Source organism: Pseudomonas sp. GQ91, assembly GCF_059758795.1.
Genome location: NZ_JCAXED010000005.1, coordinates 243,789 through 270,648 on the forward strand (window position 1 = coordinate 243,789; position 26,860 = coordinate 270,648).

At 62.3% G+C, this 26,860-nt stretch carries 26 protein-coding genes; 24 read left to right on the top strand and 2 right to left on the bottom strand.

What is annotated here, in order from left to right:
- Positions 1 to 54 precede the first annotated feature (54 nt).
- The 3 genes from mscK to trxC all read left to right on the top strand — a co-directional run bounded on the left by mscK (position 55) and on the right by trxC (position 5,627).
- Complete coding sequence (mscK, locus tag AC6CIA_RS09635; RefSeq protein WP_498311674.1) at positions 55 to 3,438, top strand: mechanosensitive channel MscK; 3,384 nt, start codon at positions 55 to 57, stop codon at positions 3,436 to 3,438.
- Between the two features lie 48 nt (positions 3,439 to 3,486).
- Entirely contained in the window at positions 3,487 to 4,950 is a 1,464-nt protein-coding gene (gene selO / locus AC6CIA_RS09640; RefSeq protein ID WP_498311675.1) for a protein adenylyltransferase SelO, read from the top strand.
- A gap of 239 nt (positions 4,951 to 5,189) precedes the next feature.
- A complete protein-coding gene (trxC, locus tag AC6CIA_RS09645) occupies positions 5,190 to 5,627 on the top strand; it encodes a thioredoxin TrxC (protein WP_498311676.1) in 438 nt (145 codons plus the stop codon).
- Between the two features lie 240 nt (positions 5,628 to 5,867).
- Here trxC and AC6CIA_RS09650 read toward each other — a convergent pair whose 3' ends face one another.
- A complete protein-coding gene (locus AC6CIA_RS09650) occupies positions 5,868 to 6,638 on the bottom strand; it encodes a ParA family protein (RefSeq protein WP_498311677.1) in 771 nt (256 codons plus the stop codon).
- 348 nt (positions 6,639 to 6,986) lie between these two features.
- Between AC6CIA_RS09650 and AC6CIA_RS09655 the strand changes: the two genes are divergently transcribed.
- From AC6CIA_RS09655 to AC6CIA_RS09750, 20 genes are read left to right on the top strand one after another with little or no spacing between them, the layout of a single operon-like run.
- Positions 6,987 to 7,706, top strand: a complete 720-nt coding sequence (locus tag AC6CIA_RS09655; protein WP_498311782.1) for a beta-ketoacyl synthase chain length factor — start codon at positions 6,987 to 6,989, stop codon at positions 7,704 to 7,706.
- Positions 7,682 to 8,488: a lysophospholipid acyltransferase family protein gene (locus AC6CIA_RS09660; RefSeq protein WP_498311678.1), complete on the top strand. Its 807-nt coding sequence runs from the start codon at positions 7,682 to 7,684 to the stop codon at positions 8,486 to 8,488. Before AC6CIA_RS09655 ends, AC6CIA_RS09660 begins: the two co-directional genes overlap by 25 nt.
- Positions 8,472 to 8,741 (top strand): phosphopantetheine-binding protein, encoded by a 270-nt coding sequence (locus AC6CIA_RS09665; protein WP_498311679.1) that lies wholly within the window; start codon positions 8,472 to 8,474, stop codon positions 8,739 to 8,741. The genes AC6CIA_RS09660 and AC6CIA_RS09665 overlap by 17 nt, the downstream gene beginning before the upstream one ends.
- A 9-nt stretch (positions 8,742 to 8,750) precedes the next feature.
- The gene (locus AC6CIA_RS09670; RefSeq protein WP_003209389.1) at positions 8,751 to 9,005 is read left to right on the top strand and encodes an acyl carrier protein; all 255 of its coding nucleotides are present in this window, start codon (positions 8,751 to 8,753) and stop codon (positions 9,003 to 9,005) included.
- Complete coding sequence (locus AC6CIA_RS09675; protein WP_498311680.1) at positions 9,002 to 9,547, top strand: COG4648 family protein; 546 nt, start codon at positions 9,002 to 9,004, stop codon at positions 9,545 to 9,547. The genes AC6CIA_RS09670 and AC6CIA_RS09675 overlap by 4 nt, the downstream gene beginning before the upstream one ends.
- Complete coding sequence (locus AC6CIA_RS09680; RefSeq protein ID WP_498311681.1) at positions 9,544 to 11,214, top strand: ApeI family dehydratase; 1,671 nt, start codon at positions 9,544 to 9,546, stop codon at positions 11,212 to 11,214. The genes AC6CIA_RS09675 and AC6CIA_RS09680 overlap by 4 nt, the downstream gene beginning before the upstream one ends.
- Entirely contained in the window at positions 11,207 to 11,941 is a 735-nt protein-coding gene (locus tag AC6CIA_RS09685) for a glycosyltransferase family 2 protein (protein ID WP_498311682.1), read from the top strand. Before AC6CIA_RS09680 ends, AC6CIA_RS09685 begins: the two co-directional genes overlap by 8 nt.
- The gene (locus tag AC6CIA_RS09690; protein ID WP_498311683.1) at positions 11,938 to 12,876 is read left to right on the top strand and encodes a lysophospholipid acyltransferase family protein; all 939 of its coding nucleotides are present in this window, start codon (positions 11,938 to 11,940) and stop codon (positions 12,874 to 12,876) included. The genes AC6CIA_RS09685 and AC6CIA_RS09690 overlap by 4 nt, the downstream gene beginning before the upstream one ends.
- Positions 12,857 to 14,401, top strand: coding sequence for an HAL/PAL/TAL family ammonia-lyase (locus AC6CIA_RS09695; RefSeq protein ID WP_498311684.1), 1,545 nt, complete (start codon positions 12,857 to 12,859; stop codon positions 14,399 to 14,401). Before AC6CIA_RS09690 ends, AC6CIA_RS09695 begins: the two co-directional genes overlap by 20 nt.
- A complete protein-coding gene (locus AC6CIA_RS09700; RefSeq protein ID WP_339529458.1) occupies positions 14,394 to 14,822 on the top strand; it encodes an acyl-CoA thioesterase in 429 nt (142 codons plus the stop codon). Before AC6CIA_RS09695 ends, AC6CIA_RS09700 begins: the two co-directional genes overlap by 8 nt.
- Positions 14,816 to 15,508, top strand: a complete 693-nt coding sequence (locus AC6CIA_RS09705) for an outer membrane lipoprotein carrier protein LolA (protein ID WP_498311685.1) — start codon at positions 14,816 to 14,818, stop codon at positions 15,506 to 15,508. The genes AC6CIA_RS09700 and AC6CIA_RS09705 overlap by 7 nt, the downstream gene beginning before the upstream one ends.
- Positions 15,498 to 17,810 carry an MMPL family transporter gene (locus AC6CIA_RS09710; protein WP_498311686.1) on the top strand — a complete coding sequence of 771 codons (2,313 nt, stop codon included), beginning with the start codon at positions 15,498 to 15,500 and terminating at the stop codon, positions 17,808 to 17,810. Before AC6CIA_RS09705 ends, AC6CIA_RS09710 begins: the two co-directional genes overlap by 11 nt.
- Positions 17,811 to 17,867: 57 nt before the next feature.
- On the top strand, positions 17,868 to 19,115 hold the full coding sequence (locus AC6CIA_RS09715; protein ID WP_498311687.1) for an NAD(P)/FAD-dependent oxidoreductase: 1,248 nt from the start codon (positions 17,868 to 17,870) through the stop codon (positions 19,113 to 19,115).
- Positions 19,112 to 19,861 (top strand): class I SAM-dependent methyltransferase, encoded by a 750-nt coding sequence (locus AC6CIA_RS09720; RefSeq protein WP_339529454.1) that lies wholly within the window; start codon positions 19,112 to 19,114, stop codon positions 19,859 to 19,861. Before AC6CIA_RS09715 ends, AC6CIA_RS09720 begins: the two co-directional genes overlap by 4 nt.
- Positions 19,858 to 20,340 (top strand): hypothetical protein, encoded by a 483-nt coding sequence (locus AC6CIA_RS09725; protein WP_498311688.1) that lies wholly within the window; start codon positions 19,858 to 19,860, stop codon positions 20,338 to 20,340. The genes AC6CIA_RS09720 and AC6CIA_RS09725 overlap by 4 nt, the downstream gene beginning before the upstream one ends.
- A complete protein-coding gene (locus AC6CIA_RS09730; protein ID WP_498311689.1) occupies positions 20,337 to 21,503 on the top strand; it encodes a beta-ketoacyl-[acyl-carrier-protein] synthase family protein in 1,167 nt (388 codons plus the stop codon). The genes AC6CIA_RS09725 and AC6CIA_RS09730 overlap by 4 nt, the downstream gene beginning before the upstream one ends.
- Positions 21,500 to 21,964, top strand: coding sequence for a hotdog family protein (locus AC6CIA_RS09735; RefSeq protein WP_498311690.1), 465 nt, complete (start codon positions 21,500 to 21,502; stop codon positions 21,962 to 21,964). Before AC6CIA_RS09730 ends, AC6CIA_RS09735 begins: the two co-directional genes overlap by 4 nt.
- Complete coding sequence (gene fabG / locus AC6CIA_RS09740) at positions 21,957 to 22,685, top strand: 3-oxoacyl-ACP reductase FabG (protein ID WP_498311691.1); 729 nt, start codon at positions 21,957 to 21,959, stop codon at positions 22,683 to 22,685. Before AC6CIA_RS09735 ends, fabG begins: the two co-directional genes overlap by 8 nt.
- The gene (locus tag AC6CIA_RS09745) at positions 22,685 to 23,920 is read left to right on the top strand and encodes a beta-ketoacyl-ACP synthase (RefSeq protein WP_498311692.1); all 1,236 of its coding nucleotides are present in this window, start codon (positions 22,685 to 22,687) and stop codon (positions 23,918 to 23,920) included. Before fabG ends, AC6CIA_RS09745 begins: the two co-directional genes overlap by 1 nt.
- A 17-nt stretch (positions 23,921 to 23,937) precedes the next feature.
- Positions 23,938 to 24,387, top strand: coding sequence for a hypothetical protein (locus tag AC6CIA_RS09750; RefSeq protein ID WP_498311693.1), 450 nt, complete (start codon positions 23,938 to 23,940; stop codon positions 24,385 to 24,387).
- A gap of 158 nt (positions 24,388 to 24,545) precedes the next feature.
- Here AC6CIA_RS09750 and AC6CIA_RS09755 read toward each other — a convergent pair whose 3' ends face one another.
- Positions 24,546 to 25,439 carry a LysR family transcriptional regulator gene (locus AC6CIA_RS09755; RefSeq protein WP_498311694.1) on the bottom strand — a complete coding sequence of 298 codons (894 nt, stop codon included), beginning with the start codon at positions 25,437 to 25,439 and terminating at the stop codon, positions 24,546 to 24,548.
- Between the two features lie 124 nt (positions 25,440 to 25,563).
- Here AC6CIA_RS09755 and AC6CIA_RS09760 point away from each other — a divergent pair, with 124 nt between their 5' ends.
- Positions 25,564 to 26,832, top strand: a complete 1,269-nt coding sequence (locus tag AC6CIA_RS09760; RefSeq protein ID WP_498311695.1) for an MFS transporter — start codon at positions 25,564 to 25,566, stop codon at positions 26,830 to 26,832.
- Positions 26,833 to 26,860: the final 28 nt, after the last annotated feature.

Consider the following 26,860-nt stretch of genomic DNA (forward strand, 5'->3'; position numbering starts at 1 on the left):
GCGCTTCTGGACGTCAGGGCGCTCCCTATTTTTCACCTCGTTCGACCGGTCTCTATGACAATCCTGCGCACTTTTTTAGCTACTGCCCTGCTCGGCTTGAGCCTCTGTGTCAGCCCGCTGTACGCCGCCGACCCGCCCAGCGTGGATGCCGTCCAGCAATCCCTGGATAAATTGCCTGACCGTAAGCTGCCTGACGCAGAAATGAAGGCCCTGCAAACCATTCTGCAACAAACCCTGACCTTTCTCGGTAACCAGCAGGATTACCAGCAGCGCCTGGAGGACCTCAAGCGCCAACTGCAGGATGCGCCACGCCAGACCACGGAAAACCAGCGTGAACTGGCCCGGGTCAAGGCCACCAAAGTCATTCCGGTCGCCCAACGTTATGCCAACTTGCCGGTGCCGCAGCTTGAGCAACTATTGGTGCAGCGCAGCACCCAGCAAGGCGACCTGCAGAAAGAACTGGCCGATGCCAACAGCCTGAGCATCGCCGCCCAGACACGTCCGGAGCGTGCGCAGACTGAAATCAGCAGCAGCCAGACCCGCATCCAGCAGATCAATAACACCCTCAAGGCCGGCAAGGACGAGGGCAAGCCCCTGAGCGGCGACCAACGCAACCAACTGAATGCCGAACTGGCGGCGCTCAATGCGCTGATCCCCCTGCGTCGCCAGGAACTGGCGGGCAACAGCCAGCTGCAAGACCTGGGTAACAGCCAGCATGATCTGGCGGCGGAAAAAACCGCCCGCCTGGAACAGGAAATCCAGGACCTGCAAACCCTGATCAACCAGAAGCGCCTGGCCCAGTCCCAGGAGACGGTGACCCAGCAATCCATCGAAGCGCAGAAAGCCGGTGGCAGCAGCCTGCTGGCCACGGAAAGCGCCGCCAACCTGAAGCTCTCCGACTACCTGCTCAAAGGCACTGACCGGCTCAATGAACTGACCCAGCAGAACCTGCAAACCAAGCAAATGCTGGACAACGTGACCCAAAGCGATGCGGCGCTGGACGAGCAGATCAACGTGCTCCAGGGCAGCCTGTTGCTGTCGAAGATTCTTTATAAGCAAAAGCAGGCATTGCCACAGCTGAAGGTAGACCGTGATCTGGCGGATGATATCGCCAACATTCGCCTGTATCAGTTCGAGGTCAACCAGCAGCGAGAACTGATCAACCCGCCTAGCCGCTACGTCGACAATTTGCTAAAGGATCAGCCAGAAGATCAGGTCACGCCACAACTGCGGCGCACCCTGCTGGAACTGGCGATGACCCGCAGCGACCTGCTGGAGCGCCTGAGTCGCGAGTTGAGTTCGCTGCTCAACGAATCCATCACCTTGCAACTGAACCAGAAACAACTCCTCAGTACCGCCACCAGCCTGCGTGCAACCCTCGACGAGCAGATGTTCTGGATCCCCAGCAACAAGCCGCTGGATACTGAATGGCTGGAAACCGTCCCTTCACGTCTGAAAAAACAGATCGACACCCTGCCCTGGGCTTCCAGCGTCAGCGAGCTGTACGACGGCCTGACGCAGCGCCCGCTGCTGTTTTTGCCCTTGCTCCTGCTGATCGGCGCCTTGTTGTGGCGACGCAGCAACCTGTACGAGCGGCTGAAAAAAATCCACTTGGACATCGGCCACTTCAAACGTGACAGCCAATGGCACACACCGATTGCCATCCTGGTCAATATCCTGCTGGCGATGCCCGTTGCACTCGGCCTGGCCCTCTGCGGCTACGCCCTGCAAATCGACGCCCGCGGACAGAACGCCAACCTCGGCGCGGCGCTGCTGCAGATCGCCCAGGCGTGGCTGGTGTTCTATACCGCCTACCGGGTGCTTGCGCCGGGCGGCGTCGCCGAACTGCACTTTCGCTGGGAAAAGCCCCAGGTCGAATTTCTCCAGGGCTGGATCCGCAGACTCGGGCTGGTGGTGCTGGCGCTGGTGGCCGTGGTGGCCATCGCCGAACATCAACCGGCGGCGCTGGCGGATGACGTCCTGGGCATCGCCGTGGTGCTGACCTGCTACGCCTTGATGGCCTTGCTGCTGAGTCGCTTGCTGCTCATCAGCCCGACCCATGAAAAAGCCTCGCTGTTTCGCAAGGCTGTGGGCGTGCTGTTTACCGCGCTGCCCATCGCGTTGTTTATCGCGGTGTGCTTCGGTTATTACTACACCGCCCTCAAGCTCAGCGACCGCTTGATCAACACCCTGTACCTGCTGATGTTCTGGCTGGTGATCGAGGCCACCTTCGTCCGTGGCCTGGGCGTTGCCGCGCGGCGCCTGGCCTACTCCCGCGCATTGGCCAAGCGCCAGGCCGCGAAGGAGGCCGGCGACGGCGAAGTGGTGATCGAGGAACCAACCCTGGACATCGAACAGGTCAACGAACAGTCGATGCGCCTGATCCGCCTGGCCTTGCTCGGTGGTTTTATCGCGGCGCTGTACTGGGTCTGGTCGGACCTGATCTCGGTGTTCTCCTACCTCGACAACGTGACGCTCTACGAATACACCAGCGGTACCGCGCCCAATATCAGCATGGTGCCCATCAGCATGAGCGACTTGCTCGGCGCACTGATCATCATCGGTATCACCTTCGCCCTGGCACGCAACCTGCCTGGCCTGCTGGAAGTGCTGGTGCTGTCCAAACTCGAACTGGCCCAAGGCAGCGCCTACGCCGCCACCACCTTGCTGTCCTACGTGATCGCAGGCGTCGGCTTTGTCACCACGTTGTCGACCCTCGGCGTGAGCTGGGACAAGTTGCAATGGTTGGTGGCCGCGCTGTCAGTGGGCCTGGGCTTTGGCATGCAGGAGATCTTCGCCAACTTCATCTCCGGCATCATGATCCTGTTCGAACGCCCGGTACGCATCGGTGACACCATCACCATCGGCAACCTGTCAGGCACGGTGAGCAAGATCCGCATCCGTGCGACCACCATTACCGATTTCGACCGCAAGGACATCATTGTCCCGAACAAGACCTTCATCACAGGTCAATTGATCAACTGGTCGCTGACCGACACCGTCACCCGGGTCACGCTGAAAATCGGCGTGGACTACGATTCCGATCTGGATATGGTGAGGGACTTGCTGCTCAAGGCAGCCCGCGACAATCCCCGCGTACTGAAAGATCCGGAACCGCTGGTTTACTTCCTCAACTTCGGCGAAAGCACCCTGGAGCACGAACTGCGCATGCACGTGCGCGACCTCGGCGACCGCAACCCGGCACTGGACGAGATCAACCGCTTCATCAGTCGCGAGTTCAAGAAACACAACATCAACATCTCGTTCCGGCAGATGGAGATTTACCTGAAGAACCTCAACGGCAAGGAATACAAACTGATGCCGGCAGAGGAAAGCCAACCGACCCTCCCAAGTCCGGCCAGCGACCACGACGCACCACAACCGCCGGCCGGCGATGTTGCCGACGCACCGCCGCCCCCGCCGAGCAAGCTCGACTAACTGGCCTGCGCCCAGCAGAATGTCCGAACATTCTGCTGGAGATGGCCGGTGAAAGCCCTCGACGAATTGACCTTCGACAACCGTTTCGCCCGTCTGGGCGACGACTTCTCGACCCACGTGCTCCCCGAACCTATCGACGAGCCGCGCCTGGTGGTCGCCAGCCACGCGGCCATGGCCTTGCTTGACCTGGACCCGGCCATTGCCGAAACGCCGGTATTCGCCGAACTGTTCGGCGGGCACAAACTGTGGGCCGAGGCCGAGCCACGGGCGATGATCTATTCCGGGCATCAATTTGGCGGCTATACCCCGCAGTTGGGCGATGGTCGCGGCCTGCTGCTCGGCGAAGTGTATAACCAGGCCGGCGAACACTGGGACCTGCACCTCAAGGGCGCCGGACAGACGCCTTACTCACGCATGGGCGACGGCCGGGCGGTACTGCGTTCCTCGATTCGCGAGTTTCTCGCCTCTGAAGCCTTGCATGCCCTGGGTATTCCCAGCAGCCGCGCGCTGTGCGTGATCGGCTCGAGCACGCCGGTGTGGCGCGAGAAACAGGAACGGGCCGCGATGGTCCTGCGCCTGGCCCAAAGTCATATCCGCTTCGGCCATTTCGAGTACTTCTACTACACCCGCAAACCCGAACAGCAGAAGCAACTGGCCGAGCATGTCCTGAAGCTGCATTTTCCCGAATGCCAGGAACAACCCGAGCCGTATCTGGCGATGTTCCGCGAGATCGTCGAACGCAACGCTGAGCTGATCGCAAAATGGCAGGCCTACGGTTTTTGCCATGGGGTGATGAACACCGACAATATGTCGATCCTCGGCATCACTTTCGACTTCGGGCCGTTCGCCTTTCTCGATGACTTCGACGCACAGTTCATCTGCAACCATTCCGATGACCAGGGTCGCTATTCGTTCAGCAACCAAGTGCCTATCGGCCAATGGAACCTCAGTGCGCTGGCCCAGGCGCTCACCCCGTTTATCAGCGTCGAGGCGCTGCGCGAAACCCTGGGGCTGTACCTGCCGCTGTACCAGGCGCACTACCTGGACTTGATGCGCCGCCGGCTGGGTTTCACCACCGCCGAAGACGACGACCAGCAGTTGGTGGAGCGCCTGTTGCAACTGATGCAGGGCAGCGGCGTCGACTACAGCCTATTCTTCCGCCGCCTGGGGGATGAGCCCGCGGCATTGGCCGTGGCGCGAGTGCGCGATGATTTCGTCGACCTCGCGGGCTTTGATGCGTGGGCGGATGAGTACCAGGCCCGCGTCGCGCGGGAAGGCAAGGGCGACGAAGCACAGCGCCGTGAACGGATGCACGCGGTGAACCCGCTGTACATCTTGCGCAACTACCTGGCACAAAATGCAATCCAGGCGGCTGAATCAGGTGACTACACCGAAGTGCGTCGACTGCATGAGGTGTTGAGCAAGCCGTTTGAAGAACAGCCAGGAATGGAGCAATACGCGCAGCGGCCGCCGGATTGGGGCAAGCACCTGGAGATCAGTTGCTCGTCCTAGCGGTTCTCGGATAAACATGTCCACCGGCACGTTGAAATACTCTGCCAGCCTGCTATCGCCATGTGCGATACCTGCAAACGGACCAATGGTGCATTTTCAAATAGGCTCAATCAGCCTAGATACACACACCACGTCAGCACTGGCGAAAATGTGAGTGCACACGTCATCACCGCCGGAGCTTGATAATCCCTCGTTCAGGCTCCAAGTTGAGTTCATTGGCCACTTCAACGGAGTCTTCCATGTCCGATCCTCTTGTGATCCCCTGCCCGCAGTGCAATGGTCTTAACCGCATCCCCAGCGAACGCATGGGAGACGCGCCGAAGTGTGGGCGCTGCAAACAACCGGTGTTATTGAGCCAGCCGTTTGAGCTGAAACAGGGCGACTACGCCAGCCAGATCAAAGGTGATTTGCCACTGCTGGTGGATGTGTGGGCCGACTGGTGCGGGCCGTGCAAGTCGTTTGCGCCGGTGTTCGAGCAGGCAGCAGGGCAGTTGGCGGGTAAATGCCGGCTGGCCAAGCTCGATAGCGAGGCCAATCAGCAGTTGTCCGCTCAGTTGGGGATTCGCTCGATTCCCAGCTTGATCCTGTTCAAGAATGGCCGGGAGGTGGCGCGCCAGAGCGGCGCGTTGCCGTTGCCGCAGTTGATGAGTTGGCTGCATGGCCAGGGCGTTTACTGAAACGGATGTGGCGAGGGGGCTTGTCCCCCGTTGGGCTGCGCAGCAGCCCCAAAAAAGAAGAATGCGGTGTATCAGACACGCCTCTGCGGCTGGTTTGGGGGCTGCTGCGCAGCCCAACGGGGGACAAGCCCCCTCGCCACAATAAGCCCCCTCGCCACAATAAGCCCCCTTGCCACAATAAGCCCCCTCGCCACAGTTTTATTGTGCGGTCTTGGCAGCACTGTTTTCGACGACAGGCGCTCAGGCGTTTTCCAGCAAATTATGCAACTCCACAAACTGCTGCGTCAGTTTGTGCCGTGGGTCCAGGTGGATCAGCGGCCTGCTCTGCTGGTGAGACTCACGCATCCGCACCGAGCTGGCGAGGTACACCGGCAGCACCGGCAAACCCTCGGCAATCAACTCATCGAGCATCTGCTGCGGCAGGCTCGCCCGGGCCTGGAATTGGTTGACCACGATGCCTTCCACTTCCAAGTCTTCATTATGGTCTTCCTTCAGCTCTTCGATTTCACGCAACAGGCCATACAGCGCCTGACGCGAGAAACTGTCGCAATCGAAAGGAATCAGCACGCGATCAGCGGCAATCAACGCGGAAACCGCATAGAAATTCAGCGCTGGCGGGGTATCCAGGTAGATCCGGTCGTAATCCTCGGCCAACTCGTCCAGCAGCTTTCGCAGCTTGTTGATCTTGTGCTTGGCCTCAAGCTTGGGCTGCAAGTCCGCCAGTTCGGCGGTGGCGGTAATAACGTGCAGGTTGTCGAACGGCGTTTCGTAGATATCCACCTTGTTTTTCTTCGAGAACGGCCCGGAAGACAGGGTTTGCTTGAAGAAATCGGCAATGCCCATGGGGATATCGTCGCCTGTCAGCCCGGTGAGGTACTGGGTCGAGTTGGCTTGTGCATCGAGGTCTACCAACAGGGTTCGATAGCCTTCGCTGGCGCTGACCGCCGCCAGGTTGCAGGCAATGCTGGACTTGCCAACGCCGCCTTTCTGATTGAACACCACGCGCCGCATGGAAAAACCTCCGTGTATCAATGAATGCCCGAGTGTAGAGGGCAAAAGCGCTCGCTCGCTACCTTGATCACACCTGTACTACAGCATTGGAGGCTTTATCTTGCCCTTCTGTCTCGCGCCAGCCCGATAAAGCCGGAAATGCCTGACACCCAGCCCCCTGCCCCGATGACGGACAATCGGTGTTTGTATTTCGGTAAATTTGTAATATTCCGTGAACATTTTTTTACCAAAGTTTGCTAGAACCCAACAGCACCGGGATAATGCGCGCCACTTGGCCGTTGCGCCATGTCCCGGTTTTCCGGGCCGATTGCTGCACAAGGAAGCCCGCAGGGGCGGGATATCTTCTCCGTGATCAACTTCAACATCGCTCAATGGCGCGCGTGGGCCCCTGGGCTCGACAGCGTGGACGGCTGGCGCGAATGGTGCCGGGCCCCAGTGTTACTGGCTCCCAGCGCAGCCGCGCCCGATGTGTCGTTCCTGCCAGCCATGCAGCGCCGCCGTCTCAGCCGCCTGGCCCGGATGGCCTTCAGTGTCGGTTGGCCCCTGGCCGAAGGCTTGCAAGACCTGCCGCTGGTGTTTGTTTCGCGTCACGGTGAAACCCCGCGCACCCTCGAGATTCTCAGCGACCTGGCCAAGGACCAGCCGTTATCGCCCACCCAGTTCAGCCTGTCGGTGCATAACGCGGTGATTGGCCTGTGGTCGATCCTGCGTAACGAAACCAGCGAAATGACCGCCTTGGCGGCCGCCGGCGACGGCCTGGAGCACGGCGTCCTGGAGGCTGTCGCGCTGCTCAACGAAGGCGCGCCAGCCGTACTGCTGGTGATCACCGAAGAACAGCCGCCCGAGGCCTACACGCGCTGGATCGACGATGTACCTTTCCCCTATGCCCTCGGTCTGTTGTTGACCCCAGGCGACGAATGGCAACTGGCGCTGCACACCGCGACTGTCCAACCCACCAAAACCCAGTGGCCTCACGCCCTGAACCTGCTGCGCGCGCTGTTCAACGAACAGGACGCCTGCCAACATGCCTGGAAGAACCGAGTATGGAACTGGCAACGCAATCACTGACCGACAAGCCCCGAGACGCTTATCACTGGCGACTGTTCGCCACGGCGGCGAGCTTCGCCCTGTTCGGCATCGGCGGCCTGTGCCTGCGCCTGCTGGTGTTCCCGCTGCTCAGTTGCCTGCCGGGAGACGCCCGCCAGCATCAACGGCGCGCGCGTCACACCATCAGTCGGCTGTTCTGGTTTTTTATCCGGATGATGCAGAGTGCCGGCATTCTCACTTACAGCGTCGAAGGCGCCGAACACCTCGGACGCCCTGGCCAGATGATCATTGCCAACCACCCGTCGCTGATCGACGTGGTGTTTCTGATTGGCCTGGTGCGCCAGGCCAATTGCGTGGTCAAGCAAAGCCTGTGGCAGAACCCCTTCACCCGGGGCCCAGTGCGCGATGCCGGGTACATCAGCAACGACGGCAGCATCGACATGCTCGATGCCGCCGCCGGCGCACTGCGCAACGGCCAGACGCTGATTATCTTTCCCGAAGGCACCCGCACCGTGCCCGGCCAGGCGCCAGCCTTTCATCGAGGCGCGGCCGCCATCGCGCTAAGGGGCGCCGCGGTCATTACCCCGGTGGTGCTCAAAGTCAGCCCCACCACCCTGACCAAGGCCGAACCCTGGTATCGCATCCCCAAATGCCGTTTTCACTTCAGTTTGCAGGTGGGTGCCGATATAGAACCACAGACGTTTGCCACGCAAGGGCCTCCTCCTCAAGCCTCACGCAAGCTTAACGATTACCTGCACCATTATTTCATTAAGGAGCTCGCCGAAGATGAGCAATCCAAATAGCCTTGAGCACGACATAAAAACCCTGATCATCGAGGCCCTGGGCCTGGAAGACATCAGCGTGGACGACATCGGTGACGAGCAAACCCTGTTCGGCGAAGGCCTCGGCCTGGATTCGGTAGACGCCCTGGAACTGGGCCTGGCGATCCAGAAAAAGTACGGCATCAAAATCGACGCCGACGCCAAGGACACCCGCAATCACTTCATCAACGTGGCCAGCCTCGCGGCGTTCGTCACGGCCAGACAGGCAGCTTGAGACCCGACCATGCAAACTCGTGACGATATCTTCAACACCCTGCGCGATGCCTTGGTGGAATTGTTTGAACTGGAACCTGAGCGCGTCACCCTCGATGCCAACCTGTATCAGGACCTGGAAATCGACAGCATCGATGCGGTAGACCTGATCGACCACATCAAGCGCCAGACCGGCAAGAAAATCGCCGCCGAAGAGTTCAAGGCCGTGCGCACGGTCAATGACGTGGTCGAGGCGGTCTACCGCCTGGTCCAACCGGCCGCATGAGCCGCCTGATCGGCCTTGGTCTGTTGCTGGCAGGGCTGCTGTACCCTTTCGCGGTGTATTTCGGCACGGCGCACTTTGCGCCTTGGCAATTCGGCCTGCTATTGGCCTGCCTGTGGCTGTTGCGTGCGCTGACCGGCGCGCGCACCCCGGGTGCACGCTGGATGGCGGTGCTCGCCATCGTGTTTTGCCTGATGCTGGCGTGGTTCGACAATCCGCAGCTGCTGCGCTGGTACCCGAGCCTGGTCAGCGCCTTCATGCTGGCGCTGTTCGGCTTGAGTCTGAAATACGGCCCGCCGATGGTCGAGCGCCTGGCGCGCTTGAGCGAACCGCAATTGCCTGATAACGCCATTGTGTATACCCGCAAGGTCACCGTGGCGTGGAGTGTGTTTTTCTTGTGTAACGGCCTGATCGCCGCCGCGCTTACCTTGTGGGCGCCGCTGGGCTGGTGGACGTTGTACAACGGCCTGATCGCCTACGGGTTGATGGGGTTGTTGTTTGCCGTGGAATGGCTGATACGACAGAGGGTTCGAGGCCGCGTATGAATTGGGTAAATCTTGAGCACTTGCTGCTTGAGCCTGTAGCACAGCGTCCGGTCACCACTGAACCGGCGATGAATCACGCACAACTGTGCGAATACGCCCTGAGCCTGGCTGCCGGGTTGCACGCTCGTGGCATTCGGCGCCTGGCCGTGCACCTGACGGATGCCGGTCTGCTGGCGATTGCCCTGCTGGGCGCCTGGCGGGCCGGCGTCAGCGTGTTGCTGCCGGCCGACCTGCAACCCCAGACGCGCCAACGCTGGGCCCATGAAGTCGACGCCTGGCTGACCGAGGCCAGCGATCTCGACGCGCTGTACCAGGCGCCGCTCAGCGCTGGCGCCCTGGATCTGCACGCTGGCCAACTGAGCCTGTGCACCTCCGGGTCCAGCGGCGACCCCAAGCGCATCGACAAAACCCTGGGCCAACTGGCCACTGAGGTCCAGGCCCTGGAAACCCTGTGGGGCGCCGATCTGGGAGACGCCTGCATCATCGGCAGCGTCGCCACCCAGCACATCTACGGTTTACTGTTCCGCGTGCTATGGCCGCTGTGTGCCGGGCGTACGCTGGTGCGTCAGCAACTGCCTTTCCCGGAGGACTTGCAGCGTGTCAGCCGCCAGCACCCGCACTTTGCCTGGGTCGCCAGCCCGGCGCTGCTCAAGCGCATGGGCGACAACCTCGACTGGCCGGCGCTGAGCGCGGTCAAGCGGGTGTTTTCCTCGGGCGGCGCGCTGCCCGGCGACGCGGCCAGCAGCCTGCAACAACGCTTGCAGCAATGGCCGACGGAAATCCTCGGCAGCTCGGAAACCGGCGGTATTGCCTGGCGTCAGGGCGAAAGCCTGTGGCAGCCCTTTGCCGGGGTCCAACTGAGCCAGGACGCCGCTGGCGCTTTGTGCATTGCCTCGCCGTACCTGCCCGCCGGTCACCTCGAGCACACCGCCGACGCCGCTATCCTCCACGCCGACGGCCGCTTCGAACTGCTGGACCGTCTGGACCGGATCGTCAAGCTGGAAGAAAAACGCATCGCCCTGCCGATGCTCGAACGCGCGTTGATGGATCACCCTTGGGTCGCTGAAAGCCGCCTGGGCGTGGTGAAAGAGAACCGTGCCTCCCTCGGCGCGCTGGTGGTACTCAGCGGCGATGGCCTGCACGCCTTGCGCAACCAGGGCCGGCGCGCGGTGACCGAAACCTTGCGCCAGCACCTGAGCCAGCACTGCGAACCCCTGGCGCTGCCCCGTCGCTGGCGGCTGTTGCGGCAATTGCCGTTGAATGCCCAAGGCAAACTGCCCCAGGCTGACGTGGAGGCCTTGCTGCTGGCTCCGCGGCCCAAAGCCCCCGACATCCTCGAACACGCCGAAACCGACGGTGAATGGACGCTGCAACTGGCGATCCCGCCTGACCTGGCCTATTTCAGCGGTCACTTCCCCCAGACGCCGGTGCTACCGGGCGTGGTGCAAGTGGATTGGGCCCTGAGCCTGGGTCGGCAATTGCTCGATCTGCCGAGCGACTTTGCCGGAATGGAAGTACTCAAGTTCCAGCAACTGGTGCGCCCGGACGATCGGATCGAACTGCACCTGCGTTTCGACCGCGAGCGCGGCAAATTGTACTTTGCCTACCGCAATGGCACGGCCGCGTGCTCCAGCGGACGGATTTTGCTAGCCGCCGCCGATGCATAATCCCTGCGCCCTGATCCCGGTCTACAACCACGAAGCCGCCGTGCCCGCCGTGGTCAGCCGCCTGCTGGACAGCGGCCTGCCCTGCCTGCTGGTGGATGATGGCAGCAGCCCGGCCTGCGCCGCCGTGCTGGCGCAACTCGCAAGCCTCGACAACGTGTCGCTGCTGACCCTGCCCACCAATCAAGGCAAAGGCGCGGCGGTGATGGCGGGCTTTCGCGAAGCGGCACGATTGGGCTTCAGCCACGCCTTGCAAGTGGATGCCGACGGCCAACATGACCTGCGGGAGGTAACAACCTTTCTCGACGCCTCGCGCAGCCATCCCGAAGCACTCATCTGCGGTTATCCCGAATACGACGACAGCGTGCCCAAGGGCCGTTTGTATGCACGCTACCTGACCCATGTCTGGGTATGGATCAACAGCCTGTCGCTGCAGATTCGCGATTCGATGTGCGGCTTTCGTATCTACCCGCTGGCGCCGGTACTGGCGCTGATGGACTCGGCCAACATCGGCAAACGCATGGATTTCGATTCCGATATCCTCGTGCGCCTGGCCTGGCGTGACCAGCCGATGCGCTGGCTGCCGACCCAGGTACATTACCCGGCCGACGGCCTGTCGCACTTTCGCATGGTGCACGACAACCTGCTGATCTCCTCCATGCACACCCGGCTGTTCTTCGGCATGCTGGTCCGTGCGCCGCTGATTCTCTGGCGACGGTGGCAGGCATGAGCGACAACACCAGGCACTGGGCCGACCGCGAAGAGCGCGGCAGCCTGTGGCTGATGCGGCTCACCGCATTCGCCGCCAAACTCCTCGGGCGCCGGCTGTTGAGCCCGCTGCTGTATGGCATTGTCCTGTACTTTTTCCTGTTTGGCCGCACCGCCCGCCAGAGCGCCTGGCAATACCAGCAGCGGCTGGCCGACTGGAGCGCTCGCGACGACTTGCGCCCCAGTCATCGCCGGGTGTTCGGCCAGTTCATGGCGTTTGCCGACGCACTGCTGGACAAGCTCGATGTGTGGAATGGCAAGCTGCGTCTGGAACAGATCGAGATCCTCGACCCGGCACAGTTGCGCGGCCAACTGCGCAGTGCGCGCGGGCAGATGCTGGTGGGCGCGCACCTGGGCAATCTGGAAGTGTGCCGCGCCCTCGCTGAACTGGGCGAGAAAGTCACCATGAACGTGCTGGTGCATACCAAGCACGCCGAACGCTTCAATCGTCTGCTGGGTGAGGCCGGGGCAACCAACTTGCGACTGATCCAGGTCAGCGAACTGGACCCGGCGGTCATGCTGTTGCTCAGCCAGCGCCTGGATGACGGCGAATGGCTGGCGATTGCCGGTGACCGCGTGCCGCTGCACGGCGGGCGCACCGTCCGCGTGGACTTTCTGGGCCACTCCGCCGCGTTTCCGCAAGGCCCGTGGCTGTTGGCCGGCTTGCTGAAATGCCCGGTCAACCTGCTGATGTGCCTCAAACACCAGGGTCGCTATCGCTTGATCATCGAGCCCTTCGCTCAGTTGATCGAATGGAAGCGCAGCGACCGCCAGCAGGTGATTGCCACCTGGACCGCACGCTATGCCGCACGCCTGGGGCATTTCTGCCTGGAAGCGCCCCAACAATGGTTCAACTTTTACCCTTTCTGGAAGACCGATGACGACGCATCCGCTTGAGCCGGTAACCTTCGGCGAACTCCCTTTGCGCATCGAAGACGTGCTGGCCCTGGCCAACCGTCAGGCGCCAACCCGGTTGCAAGGCGATGCCGACTATCGGCAGCGCATTGCCAAGGGCGCGCAGTTCCTGGATTCGCTGCTGGACAAGGAAGGCGTGATCTACGGCGTGACCACCGGTTACGGCGATTCGTGCGTGGTGGCGGTGCCGTTGCAGCACGTCGAAGCGCTGCCGCGGCATCTGTACACCTTCCACGGCTGTGGCCTGGGCAAGTTGCTGGATGCGCAAGCCACCCGCGCCGTGCTGGCGGCGCGCTTGCAGTCACTGTGCCACGGCGTCTCCGGTGTGCGCGTGGAGTTGCTGGAGCGCCTGCAGGCGTTTCTTGAATACGATGTGCTGCCACTGATCCCGGAAGAAGGCTCGGTCGGCGCCAGCGGCGATCTGACGCCGCTGTCCTATGTGGCCGCTACCCTGTCCGGCGAGCGCGAAGTGATGTTCCGGGGCGCACGCCGCCCTGCCGGTGAGGTACACCGTGAATTGGGCTGGGAACCGCTGGTACTGCGGCCCAAGGAAGCCCTGGCGCTGATGAACGGCACCGCCGTGATGACCGGCCTGGCCTGCCTGGCGTTTGCCCGCGCCGACTACCTGCTGCAACTGGCCACGCGCATCACCGCACTGAACGTGGTAGCGCTGCAGGGCAATCCGGAACACTTCGACGAGCGCCTGTTCGCCGCCAAGCCGCATCCGGGCCAGATGCAAGTCGCCGCCTGGTTGCGCAAGGACCTGGCCATCGACGCGCCGACCGCGCCGTTGCATCGTCTGCAGGACCGCTACTCCCTGCGTTGCGCGCCGCATGTGCTCGGCGTGCTGGCGGACAGCCTGAATTGGCTGCGTTCGTTTATCGAGATCGAACTCAACAGCGCCAACGATAACCCGATCATCGACGCCGAGGCCGAACGCGTGCTGCACGGCGGGCACTTCTACGGCGGTCATATCGCCTTCGCCATGGACAGCCTCAAGACCCTGGTGGCCAACGTCGCCGACCTGCTGGACCGACAGCTCGCGTTGCTGGTGGACGTGCGCTACAACCACGGTTTGCCGAGCAACCTGTCGGGCGCGCCGGCGGATCGCGCGATGATCAATCACGGCTTCAAGGCGGTGCAGATCGGCACCAGCGCCTGGACCGCCGAAGCCCTGAAAAACACCATGCCGGCCAGCGTGTTCTCACGTTCCACCGAGTGCCATAACCAGGACAAGGTGAGCATGGGCACGATTGCCGCCCGCGATGCAATCCGCGTCCTCGAGCTGACCGAGCAGGTTGCCGCCGCCACCTTGCTCGCCGCCAATCAAGGTGTGTGGCTGCGCGCCCAGGCCGCCGACGCACGTCCGCTGCCAGCGGCCCTGGCGGCCATGCACGAAGAGCTGGCCAAGGACTTCCCGCCGGTCATCGAAGACCGCGCCCTCGAAGGCGAACTGCGCCTGTGTCTGCAACGCATCGCCGAGCAACACTGGAGGCTGCATGCGTAGCCAGGGTGTATTGCACAGCGACACTGAAATCCTCGTGCCGTTTTTTGATGTCGACACCATGCACGTGGTCTGGCACGGCCACTATGTGAAGTACCTGGAGGTCGCGCGCTGCGCACTGTTGGACAAGATCGGCCATGACTACACGGCGATGCTGGAATCCGGCTATGCCTGGCCGGTGATCGACATGCAACTGCGCTACGTGCGCGGCGCCACCTTTGGTCAAAGAATCAATGTGCGCGCCAGCCTGGTGGAGTGGGAGAACCGTTTGAAGGTCAACTACCTGATCAGCGACCTCGCCAGCGGCGAACGCCTGACCCGCGCCAGCACCGTGCAAGTGGCGGTCGAGATCGCCAGTCGCGAGATGCAGCTGGCCTCGCCCAAGGTGTTCATCGATGCCGTAGAGAGAGTCTTGAAATGCTGACCGCGTTCTCTGTAGGAGCAAGCTTGCTCGCGAAAATCCTCAACGATAATGCTGGCTGCCTGATACCCCGCGGCGCCCTCACGTTTTTCGCGAGCAAACTCGCGCCTACAGTGTTGGTGTTTTTCGGTTTATCAGGCGTTGCCCAGGCGTTTGACCTGCAGCAACTCAGCGCTCAGTTAGCCAGGCCCGAGGTGATCCACGGCAACTTCATCCAGGAAAAACACCTGCGCGCCCTGCCACAACCGCTGACCAGCAAAGGCAGGTTCGTGCTGGCCAAGGACCACGGCCTGCTCTGGCTGCTTGAAACGCCGTTGCAACAAGACTATCGGATCAACGCCCAAGGTATCGCCCGACGCAACGCCAGCGGCTGGCATGCGCTACCGAACAAAAGCGCCGGCGCGCAGCAGAACCGCCTGTTCCTCGCCGTCCTGCAAGGCGACAGCAGCGGCTTGCAGCGAGACTTCGAGTTGCAACTGCAAGGCACGGCCACGGCGTGGAAACTGACGCTGATTCCGCGTTCGCTGCTGCTGAAACAGGTCTTCACGCAAATCAATATCGACGGCGGCACGCTGGTGCACACCATCGAACTGCTGGAAACCCAGGGCGACAGCACCGTGTTGCGCCTGCAAGACAGCACCGCCGAGCACCCTTTGAGCGAGACGGAGCAACACGATTTTGCCCAGTGAGCGCTGGTTGCCACGTCTGTTCCTGATCCTGCTGGTGGGCGTGTTGGCGCTGGCCGGCTGGCAATGGCGCAACGGTGCGCCGCTGTCGGCCAACCTGATGGAGCTGGTGCCGGGCAGCACGCCCGACGCGCTGGAGCTTCAAGCCGAACAGCGCATGCAAGAACCGCTGAACCGCGAAATGCTGGTGCTGGTGGGGCACACCGAACGGCAACAGGCGCTGGCCATGGCCCAACAACTGGCTGAGCGCTGGCAAACCAGTGGACTGTTTGAAAAAATCACATGGAATGTGCAGGCCGACCTGCCGGCCCTGCGCAAGCAACTGCTGCAAGGGCGCCTGGCAATGCTTTCGGCCAAGGACCGCGAGCAGTTGATCGAACAGCCCGAGGCGTTCATTGCGCAGCGGGTGCAGGCATTGTTCGATCCTTTCAGCGGTTTTAGCCTGGTACCGAGCCAGGACGACTGGCTTGGCCTGACCGGGCGCATCCAGAACAGCCAACCGCACCAGGGCTCGGTGCAACTTGATATCGGCAGCGGCGCGTTGATCGCCGACGCCGACGGCAAAAGCTGGGTGCTGCTGCGGGCGCGCACCAGCGGCAGTGCGTTCGATATGCAACTGCCGCTGCAAGTCGCCGCCTTGCTGCAGTCGAGCCGCGAACAGGCCGGCGAACAAGGTGTGCAACTGCTCGCGGCCAGCGGCCTGCTGTATGCCGCCAACGGCCAACGGCAGGCCTCCCGCGAAATCACGTGGGTCGGCGGCGGCGCGACGTTCGGCATCCTGTTGTTGCTGTTGCTGGCGTTTCGCCGTTGGCGGGTGCTGCTGGCCTTCGTTCCGGTGCTGGTGGGCATGTTGTTTGGCACGGTAGCCTGCGTCGCGCTGTTTGGGCGCGTGCACGTGATGACCCTGGTGCTGGGCGCCAGCCTGATCGGGGTGGCCATCGACTACCCGCTGCACTACCTGTCCAAGAGCTGGAGCCTGCAACCCTGGCGCAGTTGGCCAGCCTTGCGCCTGACGTTGCCGGGGTTGAGCCTGAGCCTGGCCACCAGCTGCATCGGCTACCTGGCCCTGGCCTGGACGCCGTTCCCGGCGCTGACGCAGATCGCCGTGTTCTCCGCCGCTGGCCTGGTAGGTGCCTACTTGTCGGCGGTGTGCCTGCTGCCGGCGTTGCTCAGCGGCATGGACCTGCGCCCCGCGCAATGGCCATTACAGGTCGCCGAGTGCCTGCTGGGGATACGCGAGTCGCTGCTCAAGCGCCTGCCCAGCCCAGCGCTGCTGGTACTGGCGCTGCTGTTCTGTGCCGGTGGACTGTGGCAACTGCAGAGCAAAAACGATATTCGCCAATGGATCGGCGCACCGCCGCAATTGCTCCAGGAAGCACAGGCCATTGCACGGATTACCGGCTATCAACCCACCAGCCAGTTCTTCCTCGTGCGGGCAGATAATCAACAGCAATTGCTCGAGCGCCAGGCTGCGCTGAGTCAGCGCCTGGATCAACTGGTCAACATGGACAAGCTGCAGGGCTACCTGGCGCTCACTCAGTTGGTCAGCCCCGCCAGCACGCAACAACAGCTGCGCCAGGCCCTGAACAGCCTGCCGCCCCTCTGGCAGCCCTTGCTCGACCTCGGTGTGCCGGCCAGCGCGCTGCAGGCGGAAGTGGCGCAATTGCAGGCTTTGCCCACCCAAGACATTGACGCTGCACTGCGCGGCCCGCTGGCCGAGCCGTGGCGCACGCTGTGGCTGGGCGACATCAAGGATGGCGTAGCGGCGATGGTCAGCCTGCAAGGCTTGAACGACCCGGCGTTGCTGAGGGTCCAGGCCGAGGATTTGCCCGGGGTGAAACTGGTCGACCGCCTGGGTGATTTGAACCGGGTATTTGCCGCGACCCAGATCAGCGCCGCTGAATTGAAATTAATCTCCTGTGTACTGATCGTATTGCTGCTGCTCCTGCCGTTCGGGCTTGGCGGAGCATTGCGTATCGTCGCGCTGCCGCTGCTGGCGGCCATGTGCAGCCTGGCCAGTCTCGGCTGGCTGGGACAGCCGTTGACGCTGTTCAGCCTGTTCGGCCTGTTGCTGGTGACAGCCATCAGCGTCGACTACGCGATTCTTATGCGCGAGCAGATCGGCGGTGCCGCCGTCAGCTTGCTGGGAACGCTGCTGGCAGCCATCACCACATGGCTATCCTTTGGTTTGCTGGCGGTTTCCAGTACACCGGCGGTGAGTAACTTCGGCCTTTCGGTGAGCCTCGGCCTGGCGTTCAGCTTTATGCTCGCGCCGTGGGCAAGCCACCGGGAGCACTTGCACTGATGTGCGCGGATTTTCCTGAATTGAATTTGATGATCGCCGACCCGGCAAGGAGCAACAGTGCCCACAGTTGAAATGGAACGTCGCCAGGTGGTGGTGATTGGCGCGGGTCCGTCCGGCGCCATTGCGGCCGCGCTGCTCAAACGTAACGGGCATGATGTGTTGATCATTGAGCGCCAGCACTTCCCGCGCTTTTCCATTGGTGAAAGCTTGCTGTCGCACTGCATCGACTTCATCGAGGAGGCCGGCATGCTCGAGGCCGTCAATGCTGCCGGCTTCCAATTGAAGACAGGTGCCGCGTTCGCCTGGGGCGAACGCTACAGCGCCTTTGAGTTCGATGACACCTTCAGCAACGGCAAGCCCACCACTTTCCAGGTGCAGCGCGCCGACTTCGACAAATTGCTGGCCGATCAGGCCGCGTTGCAAGGGGTGGAAATCCGCTACGGCCAGACCCTGGTCGGAGTGGATTTCGCAGCCGGCCATCGCTACCTGCATGTGCGCCAGGAGAATGGCCGCGAATATCACATCAAGGCCGGCTTCGTTCTCGACGCCAGCGGTTACGGCCGCGTGCTGCCGCGTCTGCTGAACCTGGAAGCAGCGTCGAACTTCCCGCTGCGCCAGGCGGTGTTCACCCACATCGAGGACCGCATTGAACATCCGGGCTTCGACCGCACCAAGATTCTGATCACCACTCATCCGACCCAGCGCGATATCTGGTTCTGGACCATCCCGTTCAGCGACGGTCGCTGCTCGGTCGGCGTGGTAGCCGCCAAGACCCATTTCGAGGGACGCGATCTCGATCTCGATGCCTGCCTGCGCGGTTTTATCGACGAAACCCCCAGCCTGTCCAAGGTGCTGAAAAACGCCGTGTGGGATACCCCGGCGCGGAATATCGGCGGCTATTCGGCCAATGTCACCACCTTGCACGGTCCGGGCTTTGCGCTATTGGGCAATGCCGCGGAATTCCTCGACCCGGTGTTCTCTTCCGGGGTGACCATCGCCATGCGTTCTGCCAGCATGGCCGCCGGCCTGCTGAACCGCCAACTCAAGGGTGAAAGCGTCGACTGGCAAACCGAGTTCGCCGAGCCGCTGAAGCGCGGCGTGGACACCTTCCGCTGCTACGTCGAAGGTTGGTACGCCGGGACCTTTCAAGATGTGATTTTCCATGCCGACAGCTCACCGGAAATTCGCCGGATGATCAGCGCGATCCTCGCCGGGTATGCCTGGGACCAGCGCAACCCTTTTGTCAGCGAACCCAAGCGCCGCCTGCGGATGCTTTCGGAAATCTGCGCAGAGGATCACGCATGAGCAGCCCTCCGGTTAACAAGGAATACTTGAGCAAGAACTACGTCGAAGAAACCAGGTTCGGTTTCTGGTTCCTGCGCAGCCACACTTGGCAGCATCACGTGCTGCGCGTGGCGATCAACGACTTGCGCAACCTGTTCAGCGAGCCGCTGCCGGTCGCGCCGGTGCTGCTGGATGCCGGTTGTGGGCAGGGCAAATCGTTCCGGCTGCTGCAGCAAGTGTTCGCGCCCAAGCGCCTGATCGGCCTCGACGCCGATCCCCACAGCCTCGAACTGAGTCGCGCCGAAGCGCAGCGCCAGGACCTCGCCATCGAACTGATCGGCAGCGACTGCGCCACCCTGGACGTGGCCGATGCGAGTGTCGATATTCTGTTCTGCCACCAGACATTCCATCACCTGGTGGAACAGCAACGGGCGCTGAACGAGTTCTATCGAGTGCTCAAGCCCGGCGGCTACCTGCTGTTTGCCGAGTCCACCGAAGCCTATATCGACACCTGGGTGATTCGCTGGCTGTTCCGTCATCCGATGCATGTGCAAAAAAGCGCCGATGAGTACCTGGAGATGATTCGCGAGCAAGGTTTCGAGTTCGGCCCGCAGAACGTCTCGTACCCGTATCTGTGGTGGAGTCGTTCCACGGATTTCGGCCTGCTCGAGCGCTGGGGCCTGCGTCGGCCCAAGCCGTTTGGCGAGCGCGAAGAAACCCTGGTCAATGTGGTAGCCCGCAAGCCGCTCGCCGGTGCAACGCAATGATCCGCGGGCTGCTGCTGAGCGTCTGCCTGCTGCTGAGCGCCTGCGCCAGCCAGCCGCCGTTGCCCGCCCACAGTCCCAGCCTGGACCTGCCGCTGCAGTTGCATGTCGAACGTGAACAGGACGGTCAGCGCCAGGATTGGATACTGGTGATCCAGCACGAAGCCGAGGCTATTCGCTGGTCGCTGATGGACCCGCTGGGCATCCCCCAGGCCCGGCAAAGACTGGTCGATGGCAGCTGGCAGGCAGATGGCTTGTTACCGCCCAACCCCCAGGCGCGGGAGTTGTTTGCGGCGCTGCTGTTTGCCCTGACACCGACGGATGAACTCTCCGGCAATTACCCCGACGCCCGTGCGATGGATGATGTGCGGGTGCTCAAGCCCCATTGGCAGATCATCTATCAAGCGCCACGGGTGTTCACCGTATACCTGCGGGGCCAGCAACTGAATTACTATGTAACGCCGCTTGAGAACGCCCCATGACGGCCTACCTCAATGCCCTCGGCGTGATCTGCGCGCTGGGCCGCGACAAGCACGAAGTCAGCCGTAACCTGTTTGCCGGGGACTGCTCGGGCATGCACGCCGAAAGCGGCTGGGTGCCCGGACGCGTGTTGCCGGTCGGCAGCGTATTGGGTGAGTTGGCGCCGATACCGCCGCAAATGGCCCAACAGAGCAGCCGCAACAACCAACTCCTGCTGGAGGCCGCCTTGCAGATCGAAGGTGAGATCCGCCAGGCGATCCAGAGCTTGGGGGCTTCACGCATCGGTATTGTGCTCGGCACCAGCACATCGGGTATCGATGAGGCCAGTCGCGGCATCGCCCAATACCTGCAGGAAAACCATTTCCCCGGCGACTACGACTACCAGCAACAAGAACTCGGCGCACCGGCCAACTTTCTCGCCGATTGGCTGCAACTCAGCGGCCCGGCGTACGTGATCTCCACTGCCTGCACCTCCAGCGCCCGTGCGCTGATGAGCGCCCGGCGCCTGCTGGACCTGGGTATCTGCGACGCCGTGCTGTGCGGTGGGGTCGATAGTCTGTGCAAACTGACCCTCAATGGATTTACCTCGCTGGAAGCCGTTTCGCCCCAGCGTTGCAACCCGTTCTCGGTCAACCGCAACGGCATCAATATCGGCGAAGCCGCAGTGCTGTTCCTGATGAGCAAGACCCCGGCGCCGATCGCGCTGCTGGGCAGCGGCGCCAGTTGCGACGCGCACCATATCTCCGCTCCCGAGCCCAGCGGCAAGGGTGCGTGGCAAGCAATGCACAAGGCCCTGGCCAGCGCTGGCCTCGCGCCCGCGCAGATCGGTTACCTGAATTTGCATGGCACCGCGACCCTACATAACGACGCCATGGAAAGCCTCGCGGTTGCCAGGCTGTTTCCAGACGGTGTCGCCTGCTCTTCCACCAAGCCCATGACCGGCCACACGCTTGGCGCCGCCGGAGCGCTGGAGGCTGCGTTTTGCTGGCTGAGCCTGTGCCAGGGCCTGATGCCGCCGCATATCTGGGACGCGCAGCCAGACCCGGCGCTACCCGCCTTGCAGTGGGCAACAACCGGGGCGCGCCTGGAAAAACGCTGCCTGATGAGCAACTCGTTTGCCTTCGGCGGCAACAATGTCAGCCTGATTATCGGAGATGCCCCATGAGCGACTGGTCACTCGCCGAGCTACTGCCTCACGCCGCCGACATGATCCTCATCGACCAGGTCCTGGCCTTCGACGAAGAGCGGATCCACACCCGCCTCACCGTCAAGCCAGGCGGCTTGTTCAACCGCGAAGACGGGAGCCTGCCGGCCTGGGTCGGTATTGAGCTGATGGCGCAGAGCGTCGCCGCTTACGCGGGCTGTCATGCGCGCCAGAAGGGCGAAGCGGTGGCGCTGGGCTTTTTGCTCGGCACCCGCAAGTTCGAGTGCAACGTCGAGCATTTCCCTGCCGGCGCCGAACTGAACATCCACGGCCTGCGCTCCCTGGAAGACGACAACGGCATGGGTGTGTTCGAATGCCACCTGACGGGCGACGGGATCCAGGCCAGCGCGCGCCTGAACGTATTTCGACCGCCCCAGGCGGCCAACTATTTAGCTGAATCGAAGGACACGCGTCATGAGTGAATCCGTACTGGTCACCGGCTCCAGCCGAGGCATCGGCCGCGCCATTGCCTTGCGCCTGGCCCAAGCCGGCCATGACATCGTGCTGCATTGCCGCACGGGGCGCGCCGAGGCGGATGCCGTGCAAGCCGAGATCCAGGCCCTTGGGCGCAAGGCTCGGGTGCTGCAGTTCGACGTCTCGGATCGCCCTGGCTGCAAGGCAATCCTGGAAGCGGACGTGGAAGAACATGGCGCCTATTACGGGGTCGTGCTGAATGCGGGACTGACTCGCGACGGCGCATTCCCGGCCCTTTCGGAAGACGACTGGGACGTGGTGATGCGCACGAACCTCGACGGTTTCTACAACGTGCTGCACCCGGTGATGATGCCGATGATTCGGCGTCGCGCCGCCGGGCGGATTGTTTGCATCACCTCGGTCTCCGGGCTGATCGGCAATCGCGGCCAGGTCAACTACAGCGCTTCCAAGGCCGGCTTGATCGGTGCCGCAAAAGCCTTGGCGATCGAGCTCGGCAAGCGCAGGATCACCGTCAACTGCGTGGCTCCCGGCTTGATCGACACCGCAATGCTCGATGAGAACGTGCCAGTGGAAGAACTGCTGAAGATGATCCCCGCCCAACGCATGGGCACGCCGGAAGAAGTGGCTGGCGCGGTGAATTTCCTGATGTCCGCCGAAGCCGCCTACATCACGCGCCAGGTGCTGGCAGTCAACGGAGGCCTGTGCTGATGAAACGTGTGGTCGTCACCGGCATGGCCGGCGTCACGTCCCTGGGCAGCGACTGGGAGAGCATCGTCGCCAATTTTCGCGCTAACCGTAGCGGCATTCGGCGCATGGATGAGTGGGATCGGTTCAGCGAGTTGAATACCCGACTGGCCGGGCCTATCGATGATTTCGTGGTGCCGGCCCACTGGACCCGCAAACAGCTGCGCAGCATGGGCCGGGTGTCCAGGCTGGCGGTGTGGGCGGCGGAACAGGCGTTGCACAACGCGGGCCTGTTGGGCGATCCGTCGATCAAGGACGGGCGCATGGGCGTCGCGTGCGGCTCGTCCACCGGCAGCACCGACGAGATCAAGGCTTTCGGCAACATGCTGCTCAATTCCGTGGCCGAAGGGCTGAATGCCAACTCCTACGTACGGATGATGCCGCACACCACGGCGGCCAACATCAGTATTTTCTTCGGTCTCACTGGGCGCCTGATTCCTACTTCCAGCGCCTGCACCAGCGGCAGCCAGGGCATCGGCTACGCCTACGAAGCCATCAAGTTCGGCCGGCTGCCGCTGATGCTCGCCGGCGGCGCGGAAGAGCTGTGTCCGACTGAAGCCATGGTGTTCGACGCACTCTACGCCACCAGCCTGAAAAACGACGCGCCGCAAACCAGCCCGCGTCCCTACGACAATGGCCGTGATGGGCTGGTGATCGGTGAAGGCGGCGGCATGCTGGTGCTCGAAGAGCTGGAGCACGCCCTGGCGCGCGGTGCGCATATCCACGCCGAGATCGTCGGCTTTGGCAGCAACGCCGACGGCCAGCACACCACCCGCCCCGAGCAGGCCACCATGCGCCGGGCGATGGAGCTGGCCCTGGAAGACGCCAACCTGCAACCGGCGGCCATCGGTTATGTGAACGGGCATGGCACCGCCACCGAACAGGGCGACATCGCCGAAACCCTGGCCACCCACAGCTTGTTCGGCAGCCGCATGCCCATCAGTTCGCAGAAAAGTTTCCTCGGCCATACCCTGGGCGCCTGCGGCGCGCTGGAGTCATGGTTCAGCATCGAAATGATGAACCGCGATCAATACGTGCCGACCTTCAACCTGGATCACGTCGACCCGCGCTGTGGCGAGCTGGACTACCTGCAAGGCGAGTTTCGCCAGATGCACAACGATTACGTGATGAACAACAACTTTGCCTTCGGCGGCGTCAATACTTCGCTGATCTTTCGCCGCTGGCAGCAAGCCTTTTAACTGACTGGAGAAACGGAATGTCTTCCTTGCTACGCGCTACCCTGATTGTCCTGACCCTGCTGACCGTTGCCGGCTGCACCAGCAAACCAGTACTCAACACCCAGCACGCGCTGACGGCCAATGAGCAGGTCAGTGCAGCGAAAATGAAACAGAGCATCCTCGCCGCCCTGGATAAACGCCAATGGACCGTGCAACGCGCCGACCCAGGCCTGATCCAGGCTGAAATCACCGTGCGCAACCGCTACCACGCCGAAATCGACATCCGTTACACCGGCAACAACTACGCCATCACCTACCGCGACAGCCGCGACCTGGGCTACAAGAACGGCAAGATTCATCGCAACTACAACCGCTGGGTGAGCATGCTCGATCGCGACATCCTCGCCGGCTTGCGCGCCAACGGCGTGAGCGAAGCAGGCTCGGCGGCGCAGCTGTTCAAGGAAACCGGGACTTCGAAGCAGAATTGAAACACCAGAAATGACAAAGGGCGTCTAGCCTTTGCTCGCGAAGAACGCTAAGGCGCCGCGTTTATCCTGAATACACGCGCTATCGTTGACGTTTTTCGCGAGCAAGGGCTAGGCGCCCCCTCGTTCCTACAATGTTCTGCGCATTTTCACCATTGCCGCTACAGCACCGCCTTACGCGTCAGCAGCTCGACAAACGCCTTGGCCATGGGCGAGGGCTGGCCTTTGCGCTGCACCAGCCACACCGCCGTCACCGCCTCCTGATCGAGTAACGTTCGGTAGACCACGCCGTCGATGCGGATACGCTGGTACGAGGCTGGCAGTACTGAAACCCCCAGCCCGGCGGCCACCAGACCGATGATGGTCATCGCCTCGGCGGCCTCCTGGGCGAAATGCGGGGTGAAGCCGGCCTCGCGGGCCAGGGTCAGCAGTTGGGCGTACAAACCACTGCCGTAGGCGCGCGGGAAGAACACGAAAGGCTCTTCGGCCAACTGCGCCAGATGCAAACCGCGCTCGCTGCCTTCCACCAGCGGGTGACCGGCACTCAGCACCGCGACCAGCGGTTCACGCATCAGCTCCACGACATTCAACGAATCAGGCAACGGCAGCGGACGCATCAACCCGACCTGGATCGACTCATCCACCAGCGCCTGCGCCACTTCGGTGCTGCTCATTTCCCGCAGGCTCAGGTGCACCGCCGGGAAGGCCTGGCGAAAGGCAAAAATCGCCTGTGGAATGCTGGCGTTGAACGGTGCCGAAGAGGTGAAGCCGATTTTCAACTCACCGAGTTCGCCCAATTGCGCCCGGCGGGCCACGTCCGCGGCCTTGTCCATCTGCGCCAGGACCAGGCGCGCTTCATGCAGGAACAATCGTCCGGCTTCGCTCAGTTCGACCCGACGATTGGTACGCTCGAACAAGCGCGCGCCCACCTGCTGCTCCAACGCCTGAATCTGTTGGCTCAACGGCGGTTGCGAGATGCCCAACACCTGGGCGGCGCGACCGAAGTGCAACTCTTCGGCCACGGCGATGAAGTAGCGCAGATGGCGCAATTCCATGAAAACCTCATTAGGTCGTAAAAGCTATCAAACAGGTCGAACAATATATTGGAAAGAATCATTAGCCAGCTATATTCTTTTTCCCATTGCCAGTCCTGGCGGCTTTTCCTCCCCGAGGTCCCGCGTGAAAGTTGCTGTCGCCACACTTGCCCAAGAACGCCCGCCCACAGCCCTGGATGAGGTCGTCGCGCAGCTTGAGGATGCCTATATCGAAAAAGGCACGCCGCTGTTCATGCGCACGGTGCTGGCGCTGTTCGCCGGCGGTTTTGCCACGTTTGCCTTGCTCTACTGCGTACAACCGATGATGCCGGTACTGTCCCGGGAGTTCTCCATCAACGCGGCACAGAGCAGCCTGATCCTCTCGGTGTCCACCGCGATGCTTGCCTTTGGCCTGCTGATTACCGGGCCGGTTTCCGACCGTCTCGGGCGCAAGCCGGTGATGGTGGCGGCGCTGTTCTGCGCTGCCGCCTGCACCATTGCCAGCGGCCTGATGCCGACCTGGGAAGGGATTCTGTTAATGCGCGCGCTGGTGGGGCTGTCCCTGAGTGGGCTGGCTGCGGTCGCGATGACGTATCTGAGCGAAGAGATCCATCCGCAGCACCTCGGCCTGGCCATGGGCCTGTACATCGCCGGTAACGCCATTGGCGGCATGAGCGGGCGCTTGATCATCGGCGTGCTGATCGACTTCGTCAGTTGGCACATCGCGATGCTGATCATCGGTGCCGTGGCCCTGATCGCGGCAACGCTGTTCTGGAAAATCCTCCCCGAATCGCGCAACTTCCGCGCCAGCAGCCTCAAGCCGCGCAGCCTGATGAATGGCTTTATCATGCATTTCAAGGATGCGGGATTGCCGTGGTTGTTTCTCGAAGCCTTCCTGTTGATGGGCGCCTTCGTGACCCTGTTCAACTACATTGGCTATCGCTTGCTCGCCGCTCCCTATGACCTGAGCCAGGCCGTGGTGGGCTTGCTCTCTGTGGTGTACCTCTCGGGCATCTACAGCTCGGCGAAGATCGGCGCCCTGGCTGACCGCCTGGGTCGCCGTCGCGTGTTGTGGGCCACTATCGTGCTGATGCTCGCCGGGATCGCACTGACGCTATTCACCCCGCTGCCGCTGGTGTTCCTCGGCATGCTGATGTTCACTTTCGGCTTCTTCGGCGCCCACTCGGTGGCCAGCAGCTGGATTGGTCGCCGGGCGCGCAAAGCCCGGGGCCAGGCCTCGTCGTTGTACCTGTTCAGCTACTACGCGGGCTCCAGCATCGCCGGTACGGCAGGCGGGTTCTTCTGGCATTACGCGGGATGGAGCGGGATTGGCGGGTTTATCGTCGCACTGCTGCTGGTGGCGTTGCTGGTGGCGCTGAAGCTGGCGAAGTTGGCACCGCTCAACCACGCCTGAGACCGCTTTGTGGGTTGAGGGCTTGTCC

What these genes read in the sequence shown, in the direction of transcription:
- mscK (WP_498311674.1), top strand. Translation starts at nt 55, where the DNA reads ATGACAATCCTGCGCACTTTTTTAGCTACTGCCCTGCTCGGCTTGAGC.
- trxC (WP_498311676.1), top strand. Translation starts at nt 5,190, where the DNA reads ATGTCCGATCCTCTTGTGATCCCCTGCCCGCAGTGCAATGGTCTTAAC.
- AC6CIA_RS09650 (WP_498311677.1), bottom strand. Translation starts at nt 6,638, where the DNA reads ATGCGGCGCGTGGTGTTCAATCAGAAAGGCGGCGTTGGCAAGTCCAGC.
- AC6CIA_RS09660 (WP_498311678.1), top strand. Translation starts at nt 7,682, where the DNA reads ATGGAACTGGCAACGCAATCACTGACCGACAAGCCCCGAGACGCTTAT.
- AC6CIA_RS09665 (WP_498311679.1), top strand. Translation starts at nt 8,472, where the DNA reads ATGAGCAATCCAAATAGCCTTGAGCACGACATAAAAACCCTGATCATC.
- AC6CIA_RS09670 (WP_003209389.1), top strand. Translation starts at nt 8,751, where the DNA reads ATGCAAACTCGTGACGATATCTTCAACACCCTGCGCGATGCCTTGGTG.
- AC6CIA_RS09675 (WP_498311680.1), top strand. Translation starts at nt 9,002, where the DNA reads ATGAGCCGCCTGATCGGCCTTGGTCTGTTGCTGGCAGGGCTGCTGTAC.
- AC6CIA_RS09680 (WP_498311681.1), top strand. Translation starts at nt 9,544, where the DNA reads ATGAATTGGGTAAATCTTGAGCACTTGCTGCTTGAGCCTGTAGCACAG.
- AC6CIA_RS09685 (WP_498311682.1), top strand. Translation starts at nt 11,207, where the DNA reads ATGCATAATCCCTGCGCCCTGATCCCGGTCTACAACCACGAAGCCGCC.
- AC6CIA_RS09690 (WP_498311683.1), top strand. Translation starts at nt 11,938, where the DNA reads ATGAGCGACAACACCAGGCACTGGGCCGACCGCGAAGAGCGCGGCAGC.
- AC6CIA_RS09695 (WP_498311684.1), top strand. Translation starts at nt 12,857, where the DNA reads ATGACGACGCATCCGCTTGAGCCGGTAACCTTCGGCGAACTCCCTTTG.
- AC6CIA_RS09700 (WP_339529458.1), top strand. Translation starts at nt 14,394, where the DNA reads ATGCGTAGCCAGGGTGTATTGCACAGCGACACTGAAATCCTCGTGCCG.
- AC6CIA_RS09705 (WP_498311685.1), top strand. Translation starts at nt 14,816, where the DNA reads ATGCTGACCGCGTTCTCTGTAGGAGCAAGCTTGCTCGCGAAAATCCTC.
- AC6CIA_RS09720 (WP_339529454.1), top strand. Translation starts at nt 19,112, where the DNA reads ATGAGCAGCCCTCCGGTTAACAAGGAATACTTGAGCAAGAACTACGTC.
- AC6CIA_RS09725 (WP_498311688.1), top strand. Translation starts at nt 19,858, where the DNA reads ATGATCCGCGGGCTGCTGCTGAGCGTCTGCCTGCTGCTGAGCGCCTGC.
- AC6CIA_RS09730 (WP_498311689.1), top strand. Translation starts at nt 20,337, where the DNA reads ATGACGGCCTACCTCAATGCCCTCGGCGTGATCTGCGCGCTGGGCCGC.
- AC6CIA_RS09735 (WP_498311690.1), top strand. Translation starts at nt 21,500, where the DNA reads ATGAGCGACTGGTCACTCGCCGAGCTACTGCCTCACGCCGCCGACATG.
- fabG (WP_498311691.1), top strand. Translation starts at nt 21,957, where the DNA reads ATGAGTGAATCCGTACTGGTCACCGGCTCCAGCCGAGGCATCGGCCGC.
- AC6CIA_RS09745 (WP_498311692.1), top strand. Translation starts at nt 22,685, where the DNA reads ATGAAACGTGTGGTCGTCACCGGCATGGCCGGCGTCACGTCCCTGGGC.
- AC6CIA_RS09750 (WP_498311693.1), top strand. Translation starts at nt 23,938, where the DNA reads ATGTCTTCCTTGCTACGCGCTACCCTGATTGTCCTGACCCTGCTGACC.
- AC6CIA_RS09755 (WP_498311694.1), bottom strand. Translation starts at nt 25,439, where the DNA reads ATGGAATTGCGCCATCTGCGCTACTTCATCGCCGTGGCCGAAGAGTTG.